The sequence below is a fragment of the Oxynema aestuarii AP17 genome (assembly GCF_012295525.1).
Lineage (GTDB): Bacteria > Cyanobacteriota > Cyanobacteriia > Cyanobacteriales > Laspinemataceae > Oxynema > Oxynema aestuarii.
Genome location: NZ_CP051167.1, coordinates 1025856 through 1041957 on the forward strand (window position 1 = coordinate 1025856; position 16102 = coordinate 1041957).

Sequence of the window (16102 nt, forward strand, 5' to 3'; positions counted from 1 at the left end):
GATGGAGGAGACCGCGACATATCGAGAGTCGCGAGATCGCCGACAAAAATACGCCAAACTTTGCCAAAACTTGCCAAATCTGATTTATTTTGCACCCGAGGAACCCAGGAGGTTGAATCAGTGACGTCCGAAAATCACCCAGAAGCAATCCGTACGGAAGTTGAAGCTGTAACGATTCGCGTGGAAACCAACGGGATCTTGACCCCGATCGCCCAAGTGCGCGCTGTCGAATGCGGCGATCGCTCGATTTCCCAAGCCACGGTTGGAGGAAGCGATCGCCTAGCCGCGTTGGATTTGCACCTTGGCGATACGGTCGTCATCGACGCCAAGAACCCCGAGGCGATACCTGAAATCGTCGGCGTCGAGGCAGAAAAACGTCCGGCCCAAGCCAAACGGGTGAGTTTACCGAACAGATGTCCCGAGTGCGGTTCCCCCACGATCGCCTTGGAAGGGGACGACCGGATGCGCTGTACGAATTCCTCTTGTCCCGCCTTGCTGCCAACCATTTTACGCAATTGGACTCATCGCGAAGCGATGGACATCAGTGGAATGGGTGAAAAACTGGTGCAGCAATCGATCGATCGCGGTTTGGTCTCCTCGATCGCCGATCTCTACGATCTCACCGTGGATCGACTGGTGGAGTTGGAGCGTATGGGCCAAAAATCCGCGAAAAAGCTGGTTAAGTCGATCGCTAAGTCTAAATCTTTACCCTGGTCGCGGATTCTCTACGGTTTGGGCATTCGCAACGTCGGACGCCATGCGGCGCAAAGTTTGGCGCACGCTTTTCCCACGGTAAGAGAGTTGGCCCACGCGGAACCGGAGGCGATCGCCGCGATCGATCGACTGACCCCGGAAACCGCATCGGCGATTTACTACTGGTTTCGGATTCGAGCTAACCAAGAGTTAATTTTGGCATTGGCAAAAGCAGGATTACAATTAACTGAGGTCGAGCTTCCCGAGGCGATCGTCCCGAGTCCGGAAGCGGAACCGGAAGTGCAACCGGAACCGGAAGCGAAAGCGGAACCGGAAGTGCAACCGGAAGTGCAACCGGAACCGGAACCGGAACCGGAACCGGAAGCGGAACCGGAAGTGCAACCGGAAGTGCAACCAGAACCGGAAGCGAAAGCGGAACCGGAAGTGCAACCGGAAGTGCAACCAGAACCGGAAGTGCAACCGGAACCGGAAGCGGAACCCGCCGCCAGTGAAGAACTCAGCAGTTTGCAAGGAGAATTAGCAGCGACGATCGCCGATCGCGATCGCCTCGATGCAGCGTTAAGCGACAGTCAAACCCAACTGCAACAAGTTCGCGCGCAAAGGTCGAGCTTGCAAGCAGAATTAGCAAAATCTCAACAAGCGCATTCCGAGTTACAAACGCAACTCGACGAACTGCGGACGCGATCGCAAGCGGGAGAAGGCGAAACAGCTCGTTTACAAGCGCAATTGCAAACTCAAGTGCAAGAAGCGAGCGATCGCGCCGCCGAGTTACAAGGGGAGATCGATCGCCTCCAAGCTCAACTACAAGATCGCGACCGTCAAGGGTCTCAACTGGGTTCGGAACTCGACCGCGTTCGCGCACAACTCAACGAGACCCAAGGGGAAAAATCCCAATTGCAAGAACAGGTCGATCGCTTGCGCGAACTTTGTCGTCGCCTGGAGTCGGAAAAGTCCGAGTTACAAGGACAATTAGACGGCGCCGGACAACAGCAAGCTCAATTGCAAGAACAGATCGATCGCCTGGAGTCGGAAAAGTCCGAGTTACAAGGACAATTAGACGGCGCCGGACAACAGCAAGCTCAATTGCAAGAACTTTGTCGTCGCCTGGAGTCGGAAAAGTCCGAGTTACAAGGGGAACGCGATCGCGCTTTAACTCAAATCCAAGAAGCAAGCGACGCGAAAGCGCAGTTAGAATCGCAATTAGCTCAAACTCGCACCCAATTGGAGCAAGTGGAAGGGCAGCGATCGCAACTGGATGCGGAATTGGCGGCGGTGAAAACAGCGCAGACTCAGGTCGATTCGCAATTGGAAGCGGCGCGATCGCAATTGGCGCAAATCGAGCAGGAACGGGCGAATTTACAATCGCAGTTGGGAGAAACCCGGGCTCAGTTGCAGCAAACCGAGCAGGCGCAATCGGAGTTGCAGTCGCAGTTGGAGCAGACGCGCACCCAGTTGGAGCAGGTGCGAGAGACCCCCTCGCAATTGCAGGAGCAGATCGATCGATTGCAGGGACAGTTGGAGGAGTCGGGACGCAAAAATGCGGATCTCGACAGTCATTTAGCGCAATCCCACGCGGCGCAATCGGATTTGCAATCGCAACTGTCTCAAGTTCAGGATAAGTTGCAGCAGGTGCAACAGGAACGGACGCAACTGCAAGAACGACTCAAGCAGTACGAGAGCGATCGCACGACGGCAGAATCGCAAATGGTGAGTTATACCGAGGAGCGATCGCAGTTGGCGAAGCAGTTGGAACAGGCGCAATCCCAAGGGAAGTTATTGAAAATCGCCGTATTGTTGGCGTTTGGCTTTGGGTCGGCGATTTCGTGGTTCCTGTCGTTGGCGATCGCGTAGCCTCTCCAGAGGAGAATCGCGCGCGGCGCTTGAGGCGATCGCCCGTCGCGGTCAGTCGGCGGCGGGGACGATCGCCTCGGCTTCGATTTCGACGAGCATTTCCGGGTCGATGAGCGATCGCACTTCGACCATGGTGGTAACGGGCGGATTTTCGCAAAAAAATTCGCCGTGGGCTCGTCCGTACTCGGCCCAGCGTCCGATATCGGTGACGAACAGGCGAGTGCGGACGACGATCGCCCCAACGCCGCCCAACTCGCGGACGGCTTGCTGGATGATTTCCAAACAGCGCTTGGCTTGGGCGTAAGCGTCTCCGGGGGCGAAGACGGCGCCGCTTTCGTCGATGGGGGCGGTGCCGGAAACGAAGAGGCGATCGCCCGCCCGGATCGCCCGACAGTAACCGACTTGCGATTCCCAGGGAGCGCCGGAGTGGATACGGTGAATTTGCATAAGTCTGCCGGATATAGAAGTTAAAAGAGTGGGAGAGAGGGGAGATCGGAGGACTCAAGGGTGAGTGATGCGTAACATGCGATCGCCCCCTTGTTGAAATTGGTAATTGACGGGGCAGATTTCGACGTGATAGCCGCCGTCTTGGAGATAGGCGATCGCGGGGTCGAGGTGAATCGAGGTTTGTCCGGAATGGTTGTCGAGTAAGGGAAAAAGGCGAACTTCCCGGGCGATCTCGCACAGTTGGGCGATCGCCGCCCGGTGAAAGTCCCAGGAGAGGGGGACGGAATAGCTAAACAGGAAGTGAGAGCAAAGGGCGAGATCGAATTGGCCGGGGTTAAAGGGGAGGTTCGGGAGTTCGGCGGCGATATAGCGACGTTCGCGCAAGCCTTGCTCGAAATCGGCTAAAAACTGTTGCATGGCGGCGAGTCTCACTTCTCCCAGATGTTCCGGGGAGTGGATGTCGCCCCAGACGTAGCGATCGCGGTCTTCGGCGACCCCTCGGACGATGACAGGATAGGTTTCGTCAATGCGTCGGGCAATTTCTGCGGCGCTAAATTGATAGACGGGATCGCACGAAACGATCGGGGTTCCCCGGCGGTTCATGGCGGCGTTAAAAGCGGCAGGACCGCCCGCACAATCGAGAATGCGCCTGTCGAGGTCGTCGTCGGAGAGGGCAAACATCCGGCGATATTCGTCGAAGGATCGCCCCCAGGGAACAACTTTTTCCAAACGTAAACCCATCGGTTTTAGGGTGAGCTATCGGGTTCATTGTAGCGGATCTTTTTAGGGTCGGCGATCGGGCGATCGCCGCTTGCATCTCTTGTTTCAATCCCGTTGCCGGGATTCATTGAATTGAAAGGCAGCCCCCCGCCAAGTTTGGCAATGCATATCGAGAGTTTCAATCCCGTTGCCGGGATTCATTGAATTGAAAGCCAAAGAGGAGCAGCGACTATCTATCGCCGTAAAGTTTCAATCCCGTTGCCGGGATTCATTGAATTGAAAGGATTCGGATGGGGATTACCTCATCCCTACCGGGGGGGTTTCAATCCCGTTGCCGGGATTCATTGAATTGAAAGCCTTTAAGGAAAGTAATCGGAACTGTCTCCGGCCTGTTTCAATCCCGTTGCCGGGATTCATTGAATTGAAAGCCTTTGAAAAAAGCAATGGGACTATTAAAGCTATTGTTTCAATCCCGTTGCCGGGATTCATTGAATTGAAAGACGGCGCCGACCTGCGTGGATCCAGCTTAAAAGGTGTTGTTTCAATCCCGTTGCCGGGATTCATTGAATTGAAAGAACCTAATTGGCGCTAACCTCAATGGCGCCACTCTCTACGTTTCAATCCCGTTGCCGGGATTCATTGAATTGAAAGTCCTCGGATCTTCTCCAAGGAAACAAATGCTTCCCGAGTTTCAATCCCGTTGCCGGGATTCATTGAATTGAAAGGGGGCCAATCTCCGGGGTGTAAATCTCGAAATTTCCGTTTCAATCCCGTTGCCGGGATTCATTGAATTGAAAGTCCGTCGTGGCTGTAAAGCCCGTTACCTGGTAGTTGGTTTCAATCCCGTTGCCGGGATTCATTGAATTGAAAGCGACCTTTATCTCCCCTGTATACCCTTCGTCGATGTTTCAATCCCGTTGCCGGGATTCATTGAATTGAAAGTTCGTCATTTATTGAGTGCTGCAAAGAAAGCTCGGGGTTGTTTCAATCCCGTTGCCGGGATTCATTGAATTGAAAGATCGAATGGTATAATTCCGTCCTCCGGGGACGGGGGTGGACGTTTCAATCCCGTTGCCGGGATTCATTGAATTGAAAGCTTCGATAGCCGCCTCGGGGAGCAGCTAGAGGCTCGGTTTCAATCCCGTTGCCGGGATTCATTGAATTGAAAGAGATCCGCCAGCTTCGAGCTGCCGCCAAGGCTAAAGCGTTTCAATCCCGTTGCCGGGATTCATTGAATTGAAAGCCCCTAAGGTAAGCAGGCGAAAAGGCAAAGGAGGGTTTCAATCCCGTTGCCGGGATTCATTGAATTGAAAGTTGAGAGAAATAATAATGGAACGCGGAAATGATATAGGTTTCAATCCCGTTGCCGGGATTCATTGAATTGAAAGAGCAACACCTGGGGCGAAATTAGAGATGGCGGAGGCGTTTCAATCCCGTTGCCGGGATTCATTGAATTGAAAGCTTGTCTTCCCATTGCCCCCAATAGGCGATTTTTGGGGAGTTTCAATCCCGTTGCCGGGATTCATTGAATTGAAAGTCCCCGTTCGGATGGCTGTATACTCCCCTGGGTTTAGGTTTCAATCCCGTTGCCGGGATTCATTGAATTGAAAGGCCCCGACATGTACGGCGCGGGGCGATAGGCGGTTCGTTTCAATCCCGTTGCCGGGATTCATTGAATTGAAAGACGAATCAAAGCATTTTTCGGCTGGTTTACTTCCTCACAAGTTTCAATCCCGTTGCCGGGATTCATTGAATTGAAAGCTGAGTCGCACTGGTCGGGACCTTGAAGAAATTCTTGTTTCAATCCCGTTGCCGGGATTCATTGAATTGAAAGATACCTTGACTCGTAAGGTCTCGGTTTTGAAGTGAGGCGTTTCAATCCCGTTGCCGGGATTCATTGAATTGAAAGTCTATACGTTCTAATCGATAGTTCGGGTTCTATGGTTTCAATCCCGTTGCCGGGATTCATTGAATTGAAAGCTGTAGCTCCCCGATAAAATTCTTGCAGGCCGTGAGTTTCAATCCCGTTGCCGGGATTCATTGAATTGAAAGAACCTTAGCGGTGCCAATTTAGAGGGTGCCGACCTCGTTTCAATCCCGTTGCCGGGATTCATTGAATTGAAAGTCCTAAGAAGTCATCAAGTACAATCATTTAATTGAATGTTTCAATCCCGTTGCCGGGATTCATTGAATTGAAAGTCTAGTCCTCTAGGGGTTTGTACCCTTATTAGTAATAGTTTCAATCCCGTTGCCGGGATTCATTGAATTGAAAGTTCTACAGGTCGCATTTCTCGCAGCCTTGAGGGCATGTTTCAATCCCGTTGCCGGGATTCATTGAATTGAAAGTCCGATAGCTGTCTCTGGGTAAGACCTAAGGACTGTTTCAATCCCGTTGCCGGGATTCATTGAATTGAAAGTCGGCGAGGCGCTCGTCGGCAGCGATCGCCCGCCAGTTTCAATCCCGTTGCCGGGATTCATTGAATTGAAAGTCGCGTTCCGACGAGGGCGCGATCGGCGATCCTTGTGTTTCAATCCCGTTGCCGGGATTCATTGAATTGAAAGCCACTGAGTTAATCAGTGGGGATTTTCGGGGCTATTCGTTTCAATCCCGTTGCCGGGATTCATTGAATTGAAAGGAAAGGTAAAGGAGGTTCTCCGGCCTTCCTCGATTGCTCGTTTCAATCCCGTTGCCGGGATTCATTGAATTGAAAGTCCAGTCTGGTCACCAGACTGTGACGTCTGCTTGCTGTTGTTTCAATCCCGTTGCCGGGATTCATTGAATTGAAAGACCGGGTGCTGAAACGTACACCCCGAGCGCTTCGGTGAGCCGTTTTTGGCGGGAGTCTACTCAAACCCCCGTTTCAGCCGTTGGCCTTCGGCTAACCGAGACACTCAAAAACTCTGAAATTATTCACTTGTAAAGGTTCTAGCCATTTGGCGGGACCCCCGGGTAAATCGACCCCGCTTTCCGCCGCCAAAATTTGGCTTGGAAATACTCTACCACAACTTTCCCAAATATTCTAACTCGAATTCTCCCGAGAATCCCCCGCCTGATACTGAGCCGCCGCCCGTCGCAACTCCTCGCCAATTTCTGCCGCCAACCACGGGGGATCCAACACCCGCGCATTCGCTCCATACCTGAAAATCCGTTGTCGGAACCAAAACAAATAATCCTCCACCGTTTCAATCTCCACGTACCTCCGCACGAGATCGCGCTTGACGACCCGTTCTTGAACACGACGCGGTTTGTACGTCGCCAACGGTCCGCTCATCCGATAGCGAATCTTCAGGGTCGGAAACTCGGAGAACACCCAGCCCACCGTAGAAGGCGCCCCCACCGATTTAATGCGATCGATCCGGAACAAACCATTGTTCTCCACGTTATGCACCCGACCCCCTCGCGGTTTGGGTTTCCAATCCGGGACGAATGCAAATAAATAGAGTGCCCCATCGTGGAGGCGGATCTCCGAACGATCCAAGTCCAAGCGTAAATTCTGCTTTTGGCTATTGCAATAGTGGATTCTATATCTATATTGTTGGGCGCATCGGTCTTGCAAAGCGTGCAAAATCTTCTCGTAGTCCGGATTGCTGTAGTCCGTAGGCGGCGAAAAATCCACCTGAATGTCCGGGGGGGCGTCGGTTGCGTCCAAATTCACCAAAGCGGCGATCTGTTGTGCTTGGGTCGCAAACCCCATATCTTCTAAAAACTGAACCGCCAAGTACAACGACTGGCGTTGAGTCGCCGACAAAATGAGCGGGAAGTTCGACTCGACCAAGGTGTAAGGACGGTGGGGGGCGCAGTCGATCGCAAAACCGAGATCGCGCAACTCCCTCACGATCCGATGCAGTTTCTGCGCCACATCTCCCGGTTTGCGATCGGTCTGTTCCAGAAACTCCCCGAGTACGACGATCAACTCCTCGCGCGGGTACGGTCGTTCCGTCAGTTTCCGAAGAATGTAGAGCGCGTCAGTGATGTGAGTGCATTTTTGACCCATGCGATCGCCCAATCCCCTCAATCCACCCTCTTATTTTTACAAATTTTCCGGATAATATTCATTATTTGACAACAAGTTGAGCCGAAAGGGCCTTAAGCTAAATACAAAGCTAAATACAAAGCTAAATCCAGCGATCGCCCCTCCCCAGTTTGGAATCATACTCTTCCAATTTGTCACCCGCGATCGCCGCCCAACGGAGCCATCTCCCCGAAACTCCCATGAAACTGCGTCTTCACGGCTTGCACTCCCAACTCAATCCCGGCGTCGGTCGCTGTCCCCTCGGATGCGATCGGCACTGTCAAGTGCGAGAACGGGCCCCCGGCTTGCAACCGCCCCCCGGGGCGACCTGTCCCCTGTCCTCTCACCAAGCTCAAACCTTTGCCGCCGTGCGTTTTGGCGACGCCGACCTCATCTTTAACAAAAGTGCGACCGGAGACGGCAAAACCCTCGGCGGCACCTTACCCACCTTACTCGACCCTCAGTTTCGGCTGATGGCTCTCTATCCGACGATCGAATTAGTCGAAGACCAAACCCGCCAGCAACAACGCTATCACGAGCTATTCGGACTCCAGAGCCGCGATCGCGTCGATCGCCTCTACGGCGAAGAACTCAGCCGCCGCGTGCGAGAACGAGATAGCAACAAGTTTCAAGAACTCCTCGACGCCATCTATCACACTCCTATCCTACTCACTAATCCCGATATCTTTCACTACATCACCCACTATCGCTACCGTCAAGCTGCCTTCGATCGCGCTTTGTTACCCCTCGCCCTCGCGGAATGGCCCGATTTGTGGATGTTCGACGAATTCCACATCTTCGGCCCCCATCAGGAAGCTGCCGCCCTCAACAGCTTGACCCTAATTCGGCGCAGCCAGCAGCAACGACGCCCGCGCCGCTTCCTGTTCACCTCCGCTACCCCCAAACCGGACTTTATCGCCCAACTCGCCCGCGCCGAGTTTAAAATCGCCGAAATTGAAGGGATTTATGCCAACGAAACCACCCCCGGTTTTCGGCAAATCCTCCAACCCGTCGAGCTGGAATTTGTCCAATTGGGGGACGGCGATGCAGTGCAGTGGCTGGTGGAAAGCGCCGACCGCCTCGACCGATGGCTTCGCGGCGATCGCGCCGGACGGGGGCTGATCGTCCTCAACGCGATCTCTTCGGTCAATCGTGCGATCGCCCAACTCACGGAACGACTGCCGGGGGTCACCGTGTGCGAAATTAGCGGGCGCATCGATCGCCGCGAACGGGGGCGCATTCAAGCCCAACTGCAAGCGTCTCCCGACCCGGTGTTAGTGGTGGCGACTTCCGCCGTCGATGTCGGCGTGGACTTTCGCATTAACCTGCTCGTATTTGAAAGCAGCGACGCGGCGACGGTGGTGCAGCGCCTCGGACGCTTGGGACGCCATCCCGGCTTTTCTCACTATCGCGCCGCGATCCTGATTCCCAAGCAGATGCCCTGGGTGATGCCCCGCTTGGGGGAATGGGGCGATCGCCAGGAACCCGTCGGGCGCCCGGAACTCCAAGAGGCGATCGCCATCGCCTTCGACCCGCCCAAGTCCTTTGCCGAGTACCGCCAGAAGTGGGGACCGTTGCAAGCCCACGGGATGCTCGCCGAAATCAGCCGGGAGAGCAACAAAGTGAGTGAGATCCTGCGCGATCGGATGAGGGAAGATCTAGGGCGAGTCTACGGCGATCGGTTCGACCGTTACCGCAAGTGCTGGTTTGCCCTCGGTAAAAACCCCGTAGGCAAAGCGACCCAGAAAGAACTGTTGCGTTTTCGCGGCGCCACGGCGATTCAGGCGGCGATCGCCGACGGTTCCCGGATTTATACTTACGACTTACTGCGCTTGCTGCCCTACACCTGGATCGAGCGCTGCGATCGTGAAACCTTCCTAGAAGCGGCAAGGACGGCAGACTGTAGCCCCGACGCCTTCGACGATCGTTATATTCATGTCTATCTAAAAGTGCGAGAATGGCTCGACAACCGCCAATCCTTAAGCTTGCAGACCCAGCGCGATACCGACGAACTGAAAACCTGCGAACTCACGTTACTCGATCGCCTGGCGATCGTCGGTCACCCGCAACCAGAAGTGAGTACCTGCTTGCAACGCCGTAAATTACTGGCTTTCCTCGTTCCCGTCCATCGCAGCCAACCGAGCAGCCACTGGCAAGTGAGCTATACCCTCCAACTCGGTCCACACTTCGGTCTGTACCGCCTCACCGATGCCGGAGGGAACGCCTATGCTTGCGCCTTCGATCGCGATGCCCTCCTCCTCGACGCCCTCAAATTCAAGCTGCGGCGCTTTTGCCGGACTCAACCCCAGTCGTTAATTTTTTAGGACTTGCCCGATGCAGACCTTAATGCAACAGCTTTTGCTGACGAGCCTCGATCCCGAAACCGACCCGATCTTATGTGAGTATATCGATATTATTCTCCCGGCAGTAGAGCGCGAATTCGGCTCCATGACCGCCTTGGGCGGCGATCGCGATCGACACTATAATATATTATGTACCCTGAAAGATCCCCTTGCCGCCGAAAAAGCCCGAAACTGGAGCGATCGCCCGGATCAGAACCTCTGCGTTCACGTCCTCAACGCCCTCTTATTGGGCTGGAATTTAGCAGAACATCACCTGCCCACCTCCCTATCCGACGAAGAAAAACGCTTGTTTTGTCTGGGGATAACCTTGCACGATTATAATAAATACTGTCACGGACAGGGTGAAGAAGCCCCAAAAGCTAGCGAAATTGACGATATTTTGGCGTTATGTCGCGAAATAGGCGCTCGCTTGAACTTTAGCGCCTTCTGGCCGCAGTGGGAAACTTACTTATCGGATATCGGCTTTTTAGCACAAAATACTCAATTCAAGTGCGGTACAAATACTTATCCCAGTAACTGGCCGGAATTTGCGATCGCCGATTCCCGACGCCTCACCCACCCCTTACGCCACCTCCTCGGATGGAGTGATATCGCCGTTCACTTAAACGACCCCGCCGATATCGCCACGGAAACCGCCGGGGAACGACTGCAAGAACATTTAAACTTACTCGGAATTCGTAAAACTTTAGTTTACCATCGCCTCCGCGACAGTCTCGGGATTTTGACTAATGGTATTCACAACGCCACCCTCCACTATGCGAGGGAATTGGGGTGGGAGGCGATCGTTTTTTTTGCGCGTGGCGTCGTTTATTTAGCTCCAAAAAACTTTAGTTCTCCCGATTTAGCCGATTTAAAACAATTTATCTGGGAACAAATTGCTCTCATTCTCGGTAATAAAATGCTCGACGGCGATGTCGGGTTTCGGCGAGATGGTAAAGGGCTAAAAGTTGCCCCACAAACTTCAGAACTATTTCCTCCCGCCCAACTCATTCGCCAACTGTCCGACGTCATTGCAGCCCGAGTTAATAATGCTAAAAATCCGGCAACACCAAAGCGATTAGCTAAATTGGTAGAACGCGGTCTGATTACTGAAGATCGAGAAAAAGAACTATTAAAAGGGGCAGATTTACGCAGCGATCGCCTCGCCGAATTTATTATCGTCATTCAGAGAGAATTTCTCGGCAACTGCGAGGACTATGGGCCGTGGATGCTAGAAGCCCTCGATCTCGCTACAATCTTCAACCCGGAAGACCTTCAAATTAACATCGGCGGGGTCAATTATGGCTGGTATTTAGCCGCCGCGCAATACTTCAGCAAAAACAGCACCCTCGACCTCGAACAAACCACAGAATTACTCGCAGAAATTGGCGATCGTCTCGCCGATTGGGCTACTGAAAATAACAGTTTGCCCGCTTATTCCAGTCCGACGCAGGAGGTCTTCGATCGCTATCTGCAATATTATCTCGATTTCTCGGGAATAAAAACAGAACTACCGCCCTTCGGCCAAGAATTAAATGCCTATGCGATCGCCAAAACTCGCAAAGCCAAACAGCCTATTTGTTCTTTAAGTTCCGGTGAATTTCCGTCAGAAGATCAACTCGATTCCGTCGTTTTATTCAAACCCCAGCAATACAGCAATAAAAACACCCTCGGCGGGAGCAAAATCAAACGGGGAATTTCTAAAATTTGGTCGTTAGAAATGCTCTTGCGTCAAGCCCTTTGGTCGGCGAGGGCGGGCAAATTAGAAGAACAACAACCCGTCTTTTTATATATTTTCCCCGCCTATGTTTACGCGCCCCAAATGATTAAAGCGATTCGGGTCTTGGTGGAAGAACTCAAAACTGTCAATTTATGGGAAATTCGCAAATATTGGCTCAACCACGAACTAGAAGTGAGTCAACTCTCTCACTGGCTGTGGCTCCGCGAAGATGCGGAAATCGGGCGATTTGCCAAGGGAAGTTACGATAGTAAAGATTTGCCCTTTATGGCTACAGTGTATACTACGACCCTGGGGGAAACGGTGACCGAGGCTTGGGTTCACCCCGCATTTTTAGCAACGATCTTACCAAAGCTTCTCGGAGTAAGGGTTGTGGCGACGGCGAGCAACGTCCCCTTGTATCGGAGCGATCGCGAGTTTTGCGGTTCGGCGGTCCTCGATGGGGTAGCGGGATTTTGGTCTCTACTCCACTGTCCCTCAGAAGTGCGTACCGAACAGCTCGATTCCGTTCTCACGCGCTTGCTCGTCGTGTATACTTTGCATCTCGACAATCGCGCTCACCAGTCAGACGCGCGCTGGGGAGCACTTAACAGAACTGTTCGCGAGGTCATGACCGATGTTTTAAATATTTTTGCGATCGCGCGCGAAGGGTTACGCCGACGCCAACACGATCCTTCCCCGGAGGAAGTAGAACGCTATTGGAACTTTGCTCGAATTTGGTCGGATTTGGATAAAACCATGCAAGAAAAGCTCAACTTTATCACTGAATTAGTGCGTCAATATCGAACCTTTTATCAAGTGAAGGTCACCGATTCCAGTCACGCTATTTTACTGCCATTTTCTAAAGTATTGGAAACGATTTTGTCCGTTCCTACCCAAGTTAATGAAGAAGATTTGATCTTACAAGGAGCCGGATTGTTGAAAGATGCGATCGATCGCCAAAACATTTATACCCGTCCCTTAATGATGGATAAATCCGTAGATTTTGCCACCCGCCAACAGCAAGAACTCGAAGCGATTCATCGGTTCGTGCAAACTTGTGTCTGCGATTTATTCGGAACCCTTTATCGCGGCGATCGCGCCCTCTTGCAAGAGAACCGCAACCGTCTCAAATCCGGTGCTGAATTTGCCTATCGCTGGCTCGCTTTGCAAGAGAAAAACGAACGGGATTTAGCCAGTCCTTCTTGAGTCAATCGCCTCGATTTCCTCGATTAACCTTCAGTCAACTTTAGAGAAGTTCAACCTCAATTATGACTCAACTCAATGCCTTAAAAAATGAGTTTGCCAACGACTTTCCGCGCTTGGCGTCCGGTCATTACGTTCATTTTATCCTGCTGCGCCACAGTCAGTCCTTCCCCGTATTTCAGACCGATGGCGTTCTCAACACCGCGCGCACTCAAGCGGGAATTAACACCACGGACACCATCAGTCGCTTAGTCTTGTTCAAACGGAAACAAACCACTCCCGAACGGTTGGCGGGTCGCGAACTTTTGCGATCGGTTTCGCTCATTTCCGGCGACCCAGATGCGGAGAATTATTGTCAATATAATGGCGAGAAATCCTGCAAACAATGTCCCGATTGTATTATCTACGGATTTGCGATCGGCGATAGCGGGTCGGAGCGATCGAAAGTCTATTCCGATTCGGCATTTTCCCTCAGTTCTTACGAACAATCCCATCGGAGTTTTATCTTCAACGGGCCTTCTGAAGCAGGAACGATGAGTGAAGGGGGTCAGATGCGAAATGCGATTAACGAACTCGATCACGTCCTCCCAGAAGTCACGTTTCCTACCGTCGAAACCTTGCGCGATCCCACCTATGAAGGGTTTCTTTACGTGCTGGGAAACTTGCTGCGAACTCGGCGGTATGGCGCCCAAGAAACGCGCACTGGAACCATGCGAAATTATCCGATCGCCATTCTTTTAACTGACGGTGAAATCTTCAGTAATTTATATTTCACTCAAGCCCTTTACGACGAACTGAAAGGGGATCTGAACGCTCCGATCGCCGATCTCAAAACTGTAGCCAATACGGTAGTCAATCGCTTGCTAGAAGACGAACCCATTCGCATTAGTCACAAACTTATGGGTAACGACCTCGAACAGTTTCTCGATGAAGTTTCGGAAATTTACAAAGATGAGGAACAATTGACTGAAATGCTCGCCAATTTGTACGAGCAAACCGAAACTTACTGCAATCATTACGGTGCCAAATCCAGTAAAAGATCGGGTAAATCTGGGAAAAAATAACCCCATCTCAATCTAAATCAAATCCGGGTATCTCCAAGCCCTGCGAGATACCCCATTCCCCCTTAGAGGAGTCCAATCATGGTTTTATATTACTGTCAGCTAACCCTGCACGACAACGTATTTTTTGCGACGAGAGAAATGGGGATTCTCTATGAAACCGAACAGTATTTGCATAATTGGGCGCTATCTTACGCCTTTTTTGGAGATACTTACATCCCCCTTTCTTATGCAAATCTCGGTCAATATATCCAAAAACCGGGGTATTTAGATCCGAAGTTCGAGCAGAACTTGCTTTATCTAAATCCACAAGGAATTTATGTTTTTCCGGGATTTCCACAACGGTATTTTTATCAGATTAATACCTTTAAAGCGGCTCAAGTAAATTACTATGGCAGATCTAAAAAGTTCGGCGAAAAAGGAGCCAGTCGCAACTATCCGATCAACTACGGTCGAGCTAAAGAACTCGGCGTGGGTAGTGAATATTCTACCTATATTTACTCGAAAAAAGAAATCGACCTTCCGCGTTGGATTCGGTTGGGAAAATGGATGGCAAAAGTGAAAGTAGACTCGCATCAAATTCCCGATTCGGCGATCGCCTTGCGTTCGGGAACCTATGCTTGTCATCACCCCCTCAATCCGCTAGACTTACCCGAAAGTCAAGAAATTTTACTTTACAATCGAATTGTTATGCCTCCAGTCAGTTTAATTGCTCAAGCGCAATTATCGGGAGAATATTGCGAGTTAAAGGGAGACGATTGGGACAGGTTTCGCCGCGATTTTCCCGAACTGAAAGCTGAGGTATGTTTGCCTGTTGGTGTTGCGTATGGAGCGCGAGAGATTGCCAATGTCAGTTAATTTACCCGCTCATTCCGATAGCTTATATTCAATTGTGGTCGAACTCCGGGCGATCGATTCCGGACAGCCGCCAGCGACGTTAGGACGCGCCCTTCACGCCCAAGTTTTGCGCTGGATCGAGTTAGGAAATCCCGAAGTTTCTGCCTCAATTCACGACCGACAAAGTTCGCCTTTGAGCGTTTCAGGGTTAATCGGAAATCGTCGTCCGACGCAAACGGAATCGGGGGATTATTTTATCGTCCGAATTTGCATTCTAGACGGAGATATAGTCCAACCCTTGTTACGGGGATTGAGTGAGTGGGGTACGGAACCTTTAATTTTAGCAAAATTCCCCTTTTTGATGACGCGGACTTATATGTTTGCCGATAGTCATCCGCTAGCGAGTTCTTCGTCTTATTCGGCGTTGGCAAATATTAAAGAAAGTGATTCAAGCATTGAATTAAATTTCACGTCGCCGACGAGTTTTAAACAAAAACAAGATATTCAGACGTTCCCCCTGACGGAATTAGTGTTTGGAAGTTTGCAGCGTCGTTGGAATATGTTTGCGCCGCCAGAGTTGCAGTTTCCCAAGATTGAATGGGAAGGGGTGGTTTCGGCGTATGAGTTAAGAACGCACGCACTGCGTTTGGAAGGGGGCGCAGAAATTGGTACCCAAGGGTGGATTCGCTATCGTTTTCGCGATTCGGAACAGGCGCGCATGGCGACAATTTTAGGACAATATGCTTTTTTTGCGGGAGTGGGTCGCAAAACGACAATGGGAATGGGACAAACTCGGGTGATGGAGAAAAAGAAGGCAAAAGGAAAACCAAAACGCAAGTTCAAGAAACCCTATAAATAGCTATTTTTAATGCTTGAAGTTTTAAGTAAGGGTTGATGGATTTCTGCATAAGCAGGAATGACAGATTGAGTGGCTTGAGCAAGCCTAAATGATTTGTAAACCAGCTAGGGAGTAGTCTTCCTGAGCGTAGCCGAAGGATGCTACCACTTCCAAGGGTTTTAGGTAGGAAACCCTAACTCAATCTAGTAGGGGTTTGGTTACCCAACCCTAGAGTAGTAGGGGTTTAGTTACCAAACCCCTACAGGACTGCTATTACAGGATTTTCCTCTGCTATGCAAGACATTTAGATCCCCCTAAATCTCCCTTAAAAAGGGGGACTTTCCTCGTTCCCCCCG

At 51.6% G+C, this 16102-nt stretch carries 9 protein-coding genes and 1 CRISPR repeat array; of the genes, 6 read left to right on the top strand and 3 right to left on the bottom strand.

Annotation, left to right across the window (positions count from 1 at the left end):
• Positions 1-120: 120 nt before the first annotated feature.
• Positions 121-2565, top strand: a complete 2445-nt coding sequence (locus HCG48_RS04075; protein ID WP_168568016.1) for a helix-hairpin-helix domain-containing protein — start codon at positions 121-123, stop codon at positions 2563-2565.
• A gap of 51 nt (positions 2566-2616) precedes the next feature.
• On the opposite strand, the gene HCG48_RS04080 is transcribed toward HCG48_RS04075, so the two are convergent.
• From HCG48_RS04080 to HCG48_RS04090, 3 genes are all read right to left on the bottom strand, one after another.
• Positions 2617-3012, bottom strand: a complete 396-nt coding sequence (locus HCG48_RS04080; protein ID WP_168568017.1) for a RidA family protein — start codon at positions 3010-3012, stop codon at positions 2617-2619.
• A gap of 54 nt (positions 3013-3066) precedes the next feature.
• Entirely contained in the window at positions 3067-3753 is a 687-nt protein-coding gene (locus HCG48_RS04085; RefSeq protein WP_168568018.1) for an SAM-dependent methyltransferase, read from the bottom strand.
• A gap of 81 nt (positions 3754-3834) precedes the next feature.
• A CRISPR array of direct repeats spans positions 3835-6520; the repeat unit is 37 nt; unit sequence GTTTCAATCCCGTTGCCGGGATTCATTGAATTGAAAG.
• Between the two features lie 232 nt (positions 6521-6752).
• Entirely contained in the window at positions 6753-7727 is a 975-nt protein-coding gene (locus HCG48_RS04090; protein WP_168568019.1) for a helix-turn-helix transcriptional regulator, read from the bottom strand.
• Positions 7728-7945: 218 nt separating this feature from the next.
• Between HCG48_RS04090 and cas3 the strand changes: the two genes are divergently transcribed.
• From cas3 to cas6, 5 genes are all read left to right on the top strand, one after another.
• The gene (gene cas3 / locus HCG48_RS04095) at positions 7946-10069 is read left to right on the top strand and encodes a type I-D CRISPR-associated helicase Cas3' (RefSeq protein ID WP_168568020.1); all 2124 of its coding nucleotides are present in this window, start codon (positions 7946-7948) and stop codon (positions 10067-10069) included.
• Between the two features lie 10 nt (positions 10070-10079).
• Complete coding sequence (cas10d, locus tag HCG48_RS04100; RefSeq protein ID WP_168568021.1) at positions 10080-13013, top strand: type I-D CRISPR-associated protein Cas10d/Csc3; 2934 nt, start codon at positions 10080-10082, stop codon at positions 13011-13013.
• A 62-nt stretch (positions 13014-13075) separates the two neighbouring features.
• Positions 13076-14074: a type I-D CRISPR-associated protein Cas7/Csc2 gene (gene cas7d / locus HCG48_RS04105; protein WP_168568022.1), complete on the top strand. Its 999-nt coding sequence runs from the start codon at positions 13076-13078 to the stop codon at positions 14072-14074.
• Positions 14075-14152: 78 nt separating this feature from the next.
• Positions 14153-14929 (top strand): type I-D CRISPR-associated protein Cas5/Csc1, encoded by a 777-nt coding sequence (cas5d, locus tag HCG48_RS04110; RefSeq protein WP_168568023.1) that lies wholly within the window; start codon positions 14153-14155, stop codon positions 14927-14929.
• Complete coding sequence (cas6, locus tag HCG48_RS04115; RefSeq protein WP_168568024.1) at positions 14919-15767, top strand: CRISPR system precrRNA processing endoribonuclease RAMP protein Cas6; 849 nt, start codon at positions 14919-14921, stop codon at positions 15765-15767. The genes cas5d and cas6 overlap by 11 nt, the downstream gene beginning before the upstream one ends.
• The last annotated feature ends 335 nt before the right edge of the window (positions 15768-16102 follow it).

Excerpts from the sequence above, each read along its gene's own strand:
- HCG48_RS04080 (WP_168568017.1), bottom strand. The coding sequence starts at position 3,012 with ATGCAAATTCACCGTATCCACTCCGGCGCTCCCTGGGAATCGCAAGTC.
- HCG48_RS04085 (WP_168568018.1), bottom strand. The coding sequence starts at position 3,753 with ATGGGTTTACGTTTGGAAAAAGTTGTTCCCTGGGGGCGATCCTTCGAC.
- HCG48_RS04090 (WP_168568019.1), bottom strand. The coding sequence starts at position 7,727 with ATGGGTCAAAAATGCACTCACATCACTGACGCGCTCTACATTCTTCGG.
- cas3 (WP_168568020.1), top strand. The coding sequence starts at position 7,946 with ATGAAACTGCGTCTTCACGGCTTGCACTCCCAACTCAATCCCGGCGTC.
- cas10d (WP_168568021.1), top strand. The coding sequence starts at position 10,080 with ATGCAGACCTTAATGCAACAGCTTTTGCTGACGAGCCTCGATCCCGAA.
- cas7d (WP_168568022.1), top strand. The coding sequence starts at position 13,076 with ATGACTCAACTCAATGCCTTAAAAAATGAGTTTGCCAACGACTTTCCG.
- cas5d (WP_168568023.1), top strand. The coding sequence starts at position 14,153 with ATGGTTTTATATTACTGTCAGCTAACCCTGCACGACAACGTATTTTTT.
- cas6 (WP_168568024.1), top strand. The coding sequence starts at position 14,919 with ATGTCAGTTAATTTACCCGCTCATTCCGATAGCTTATATTCAATTGTG.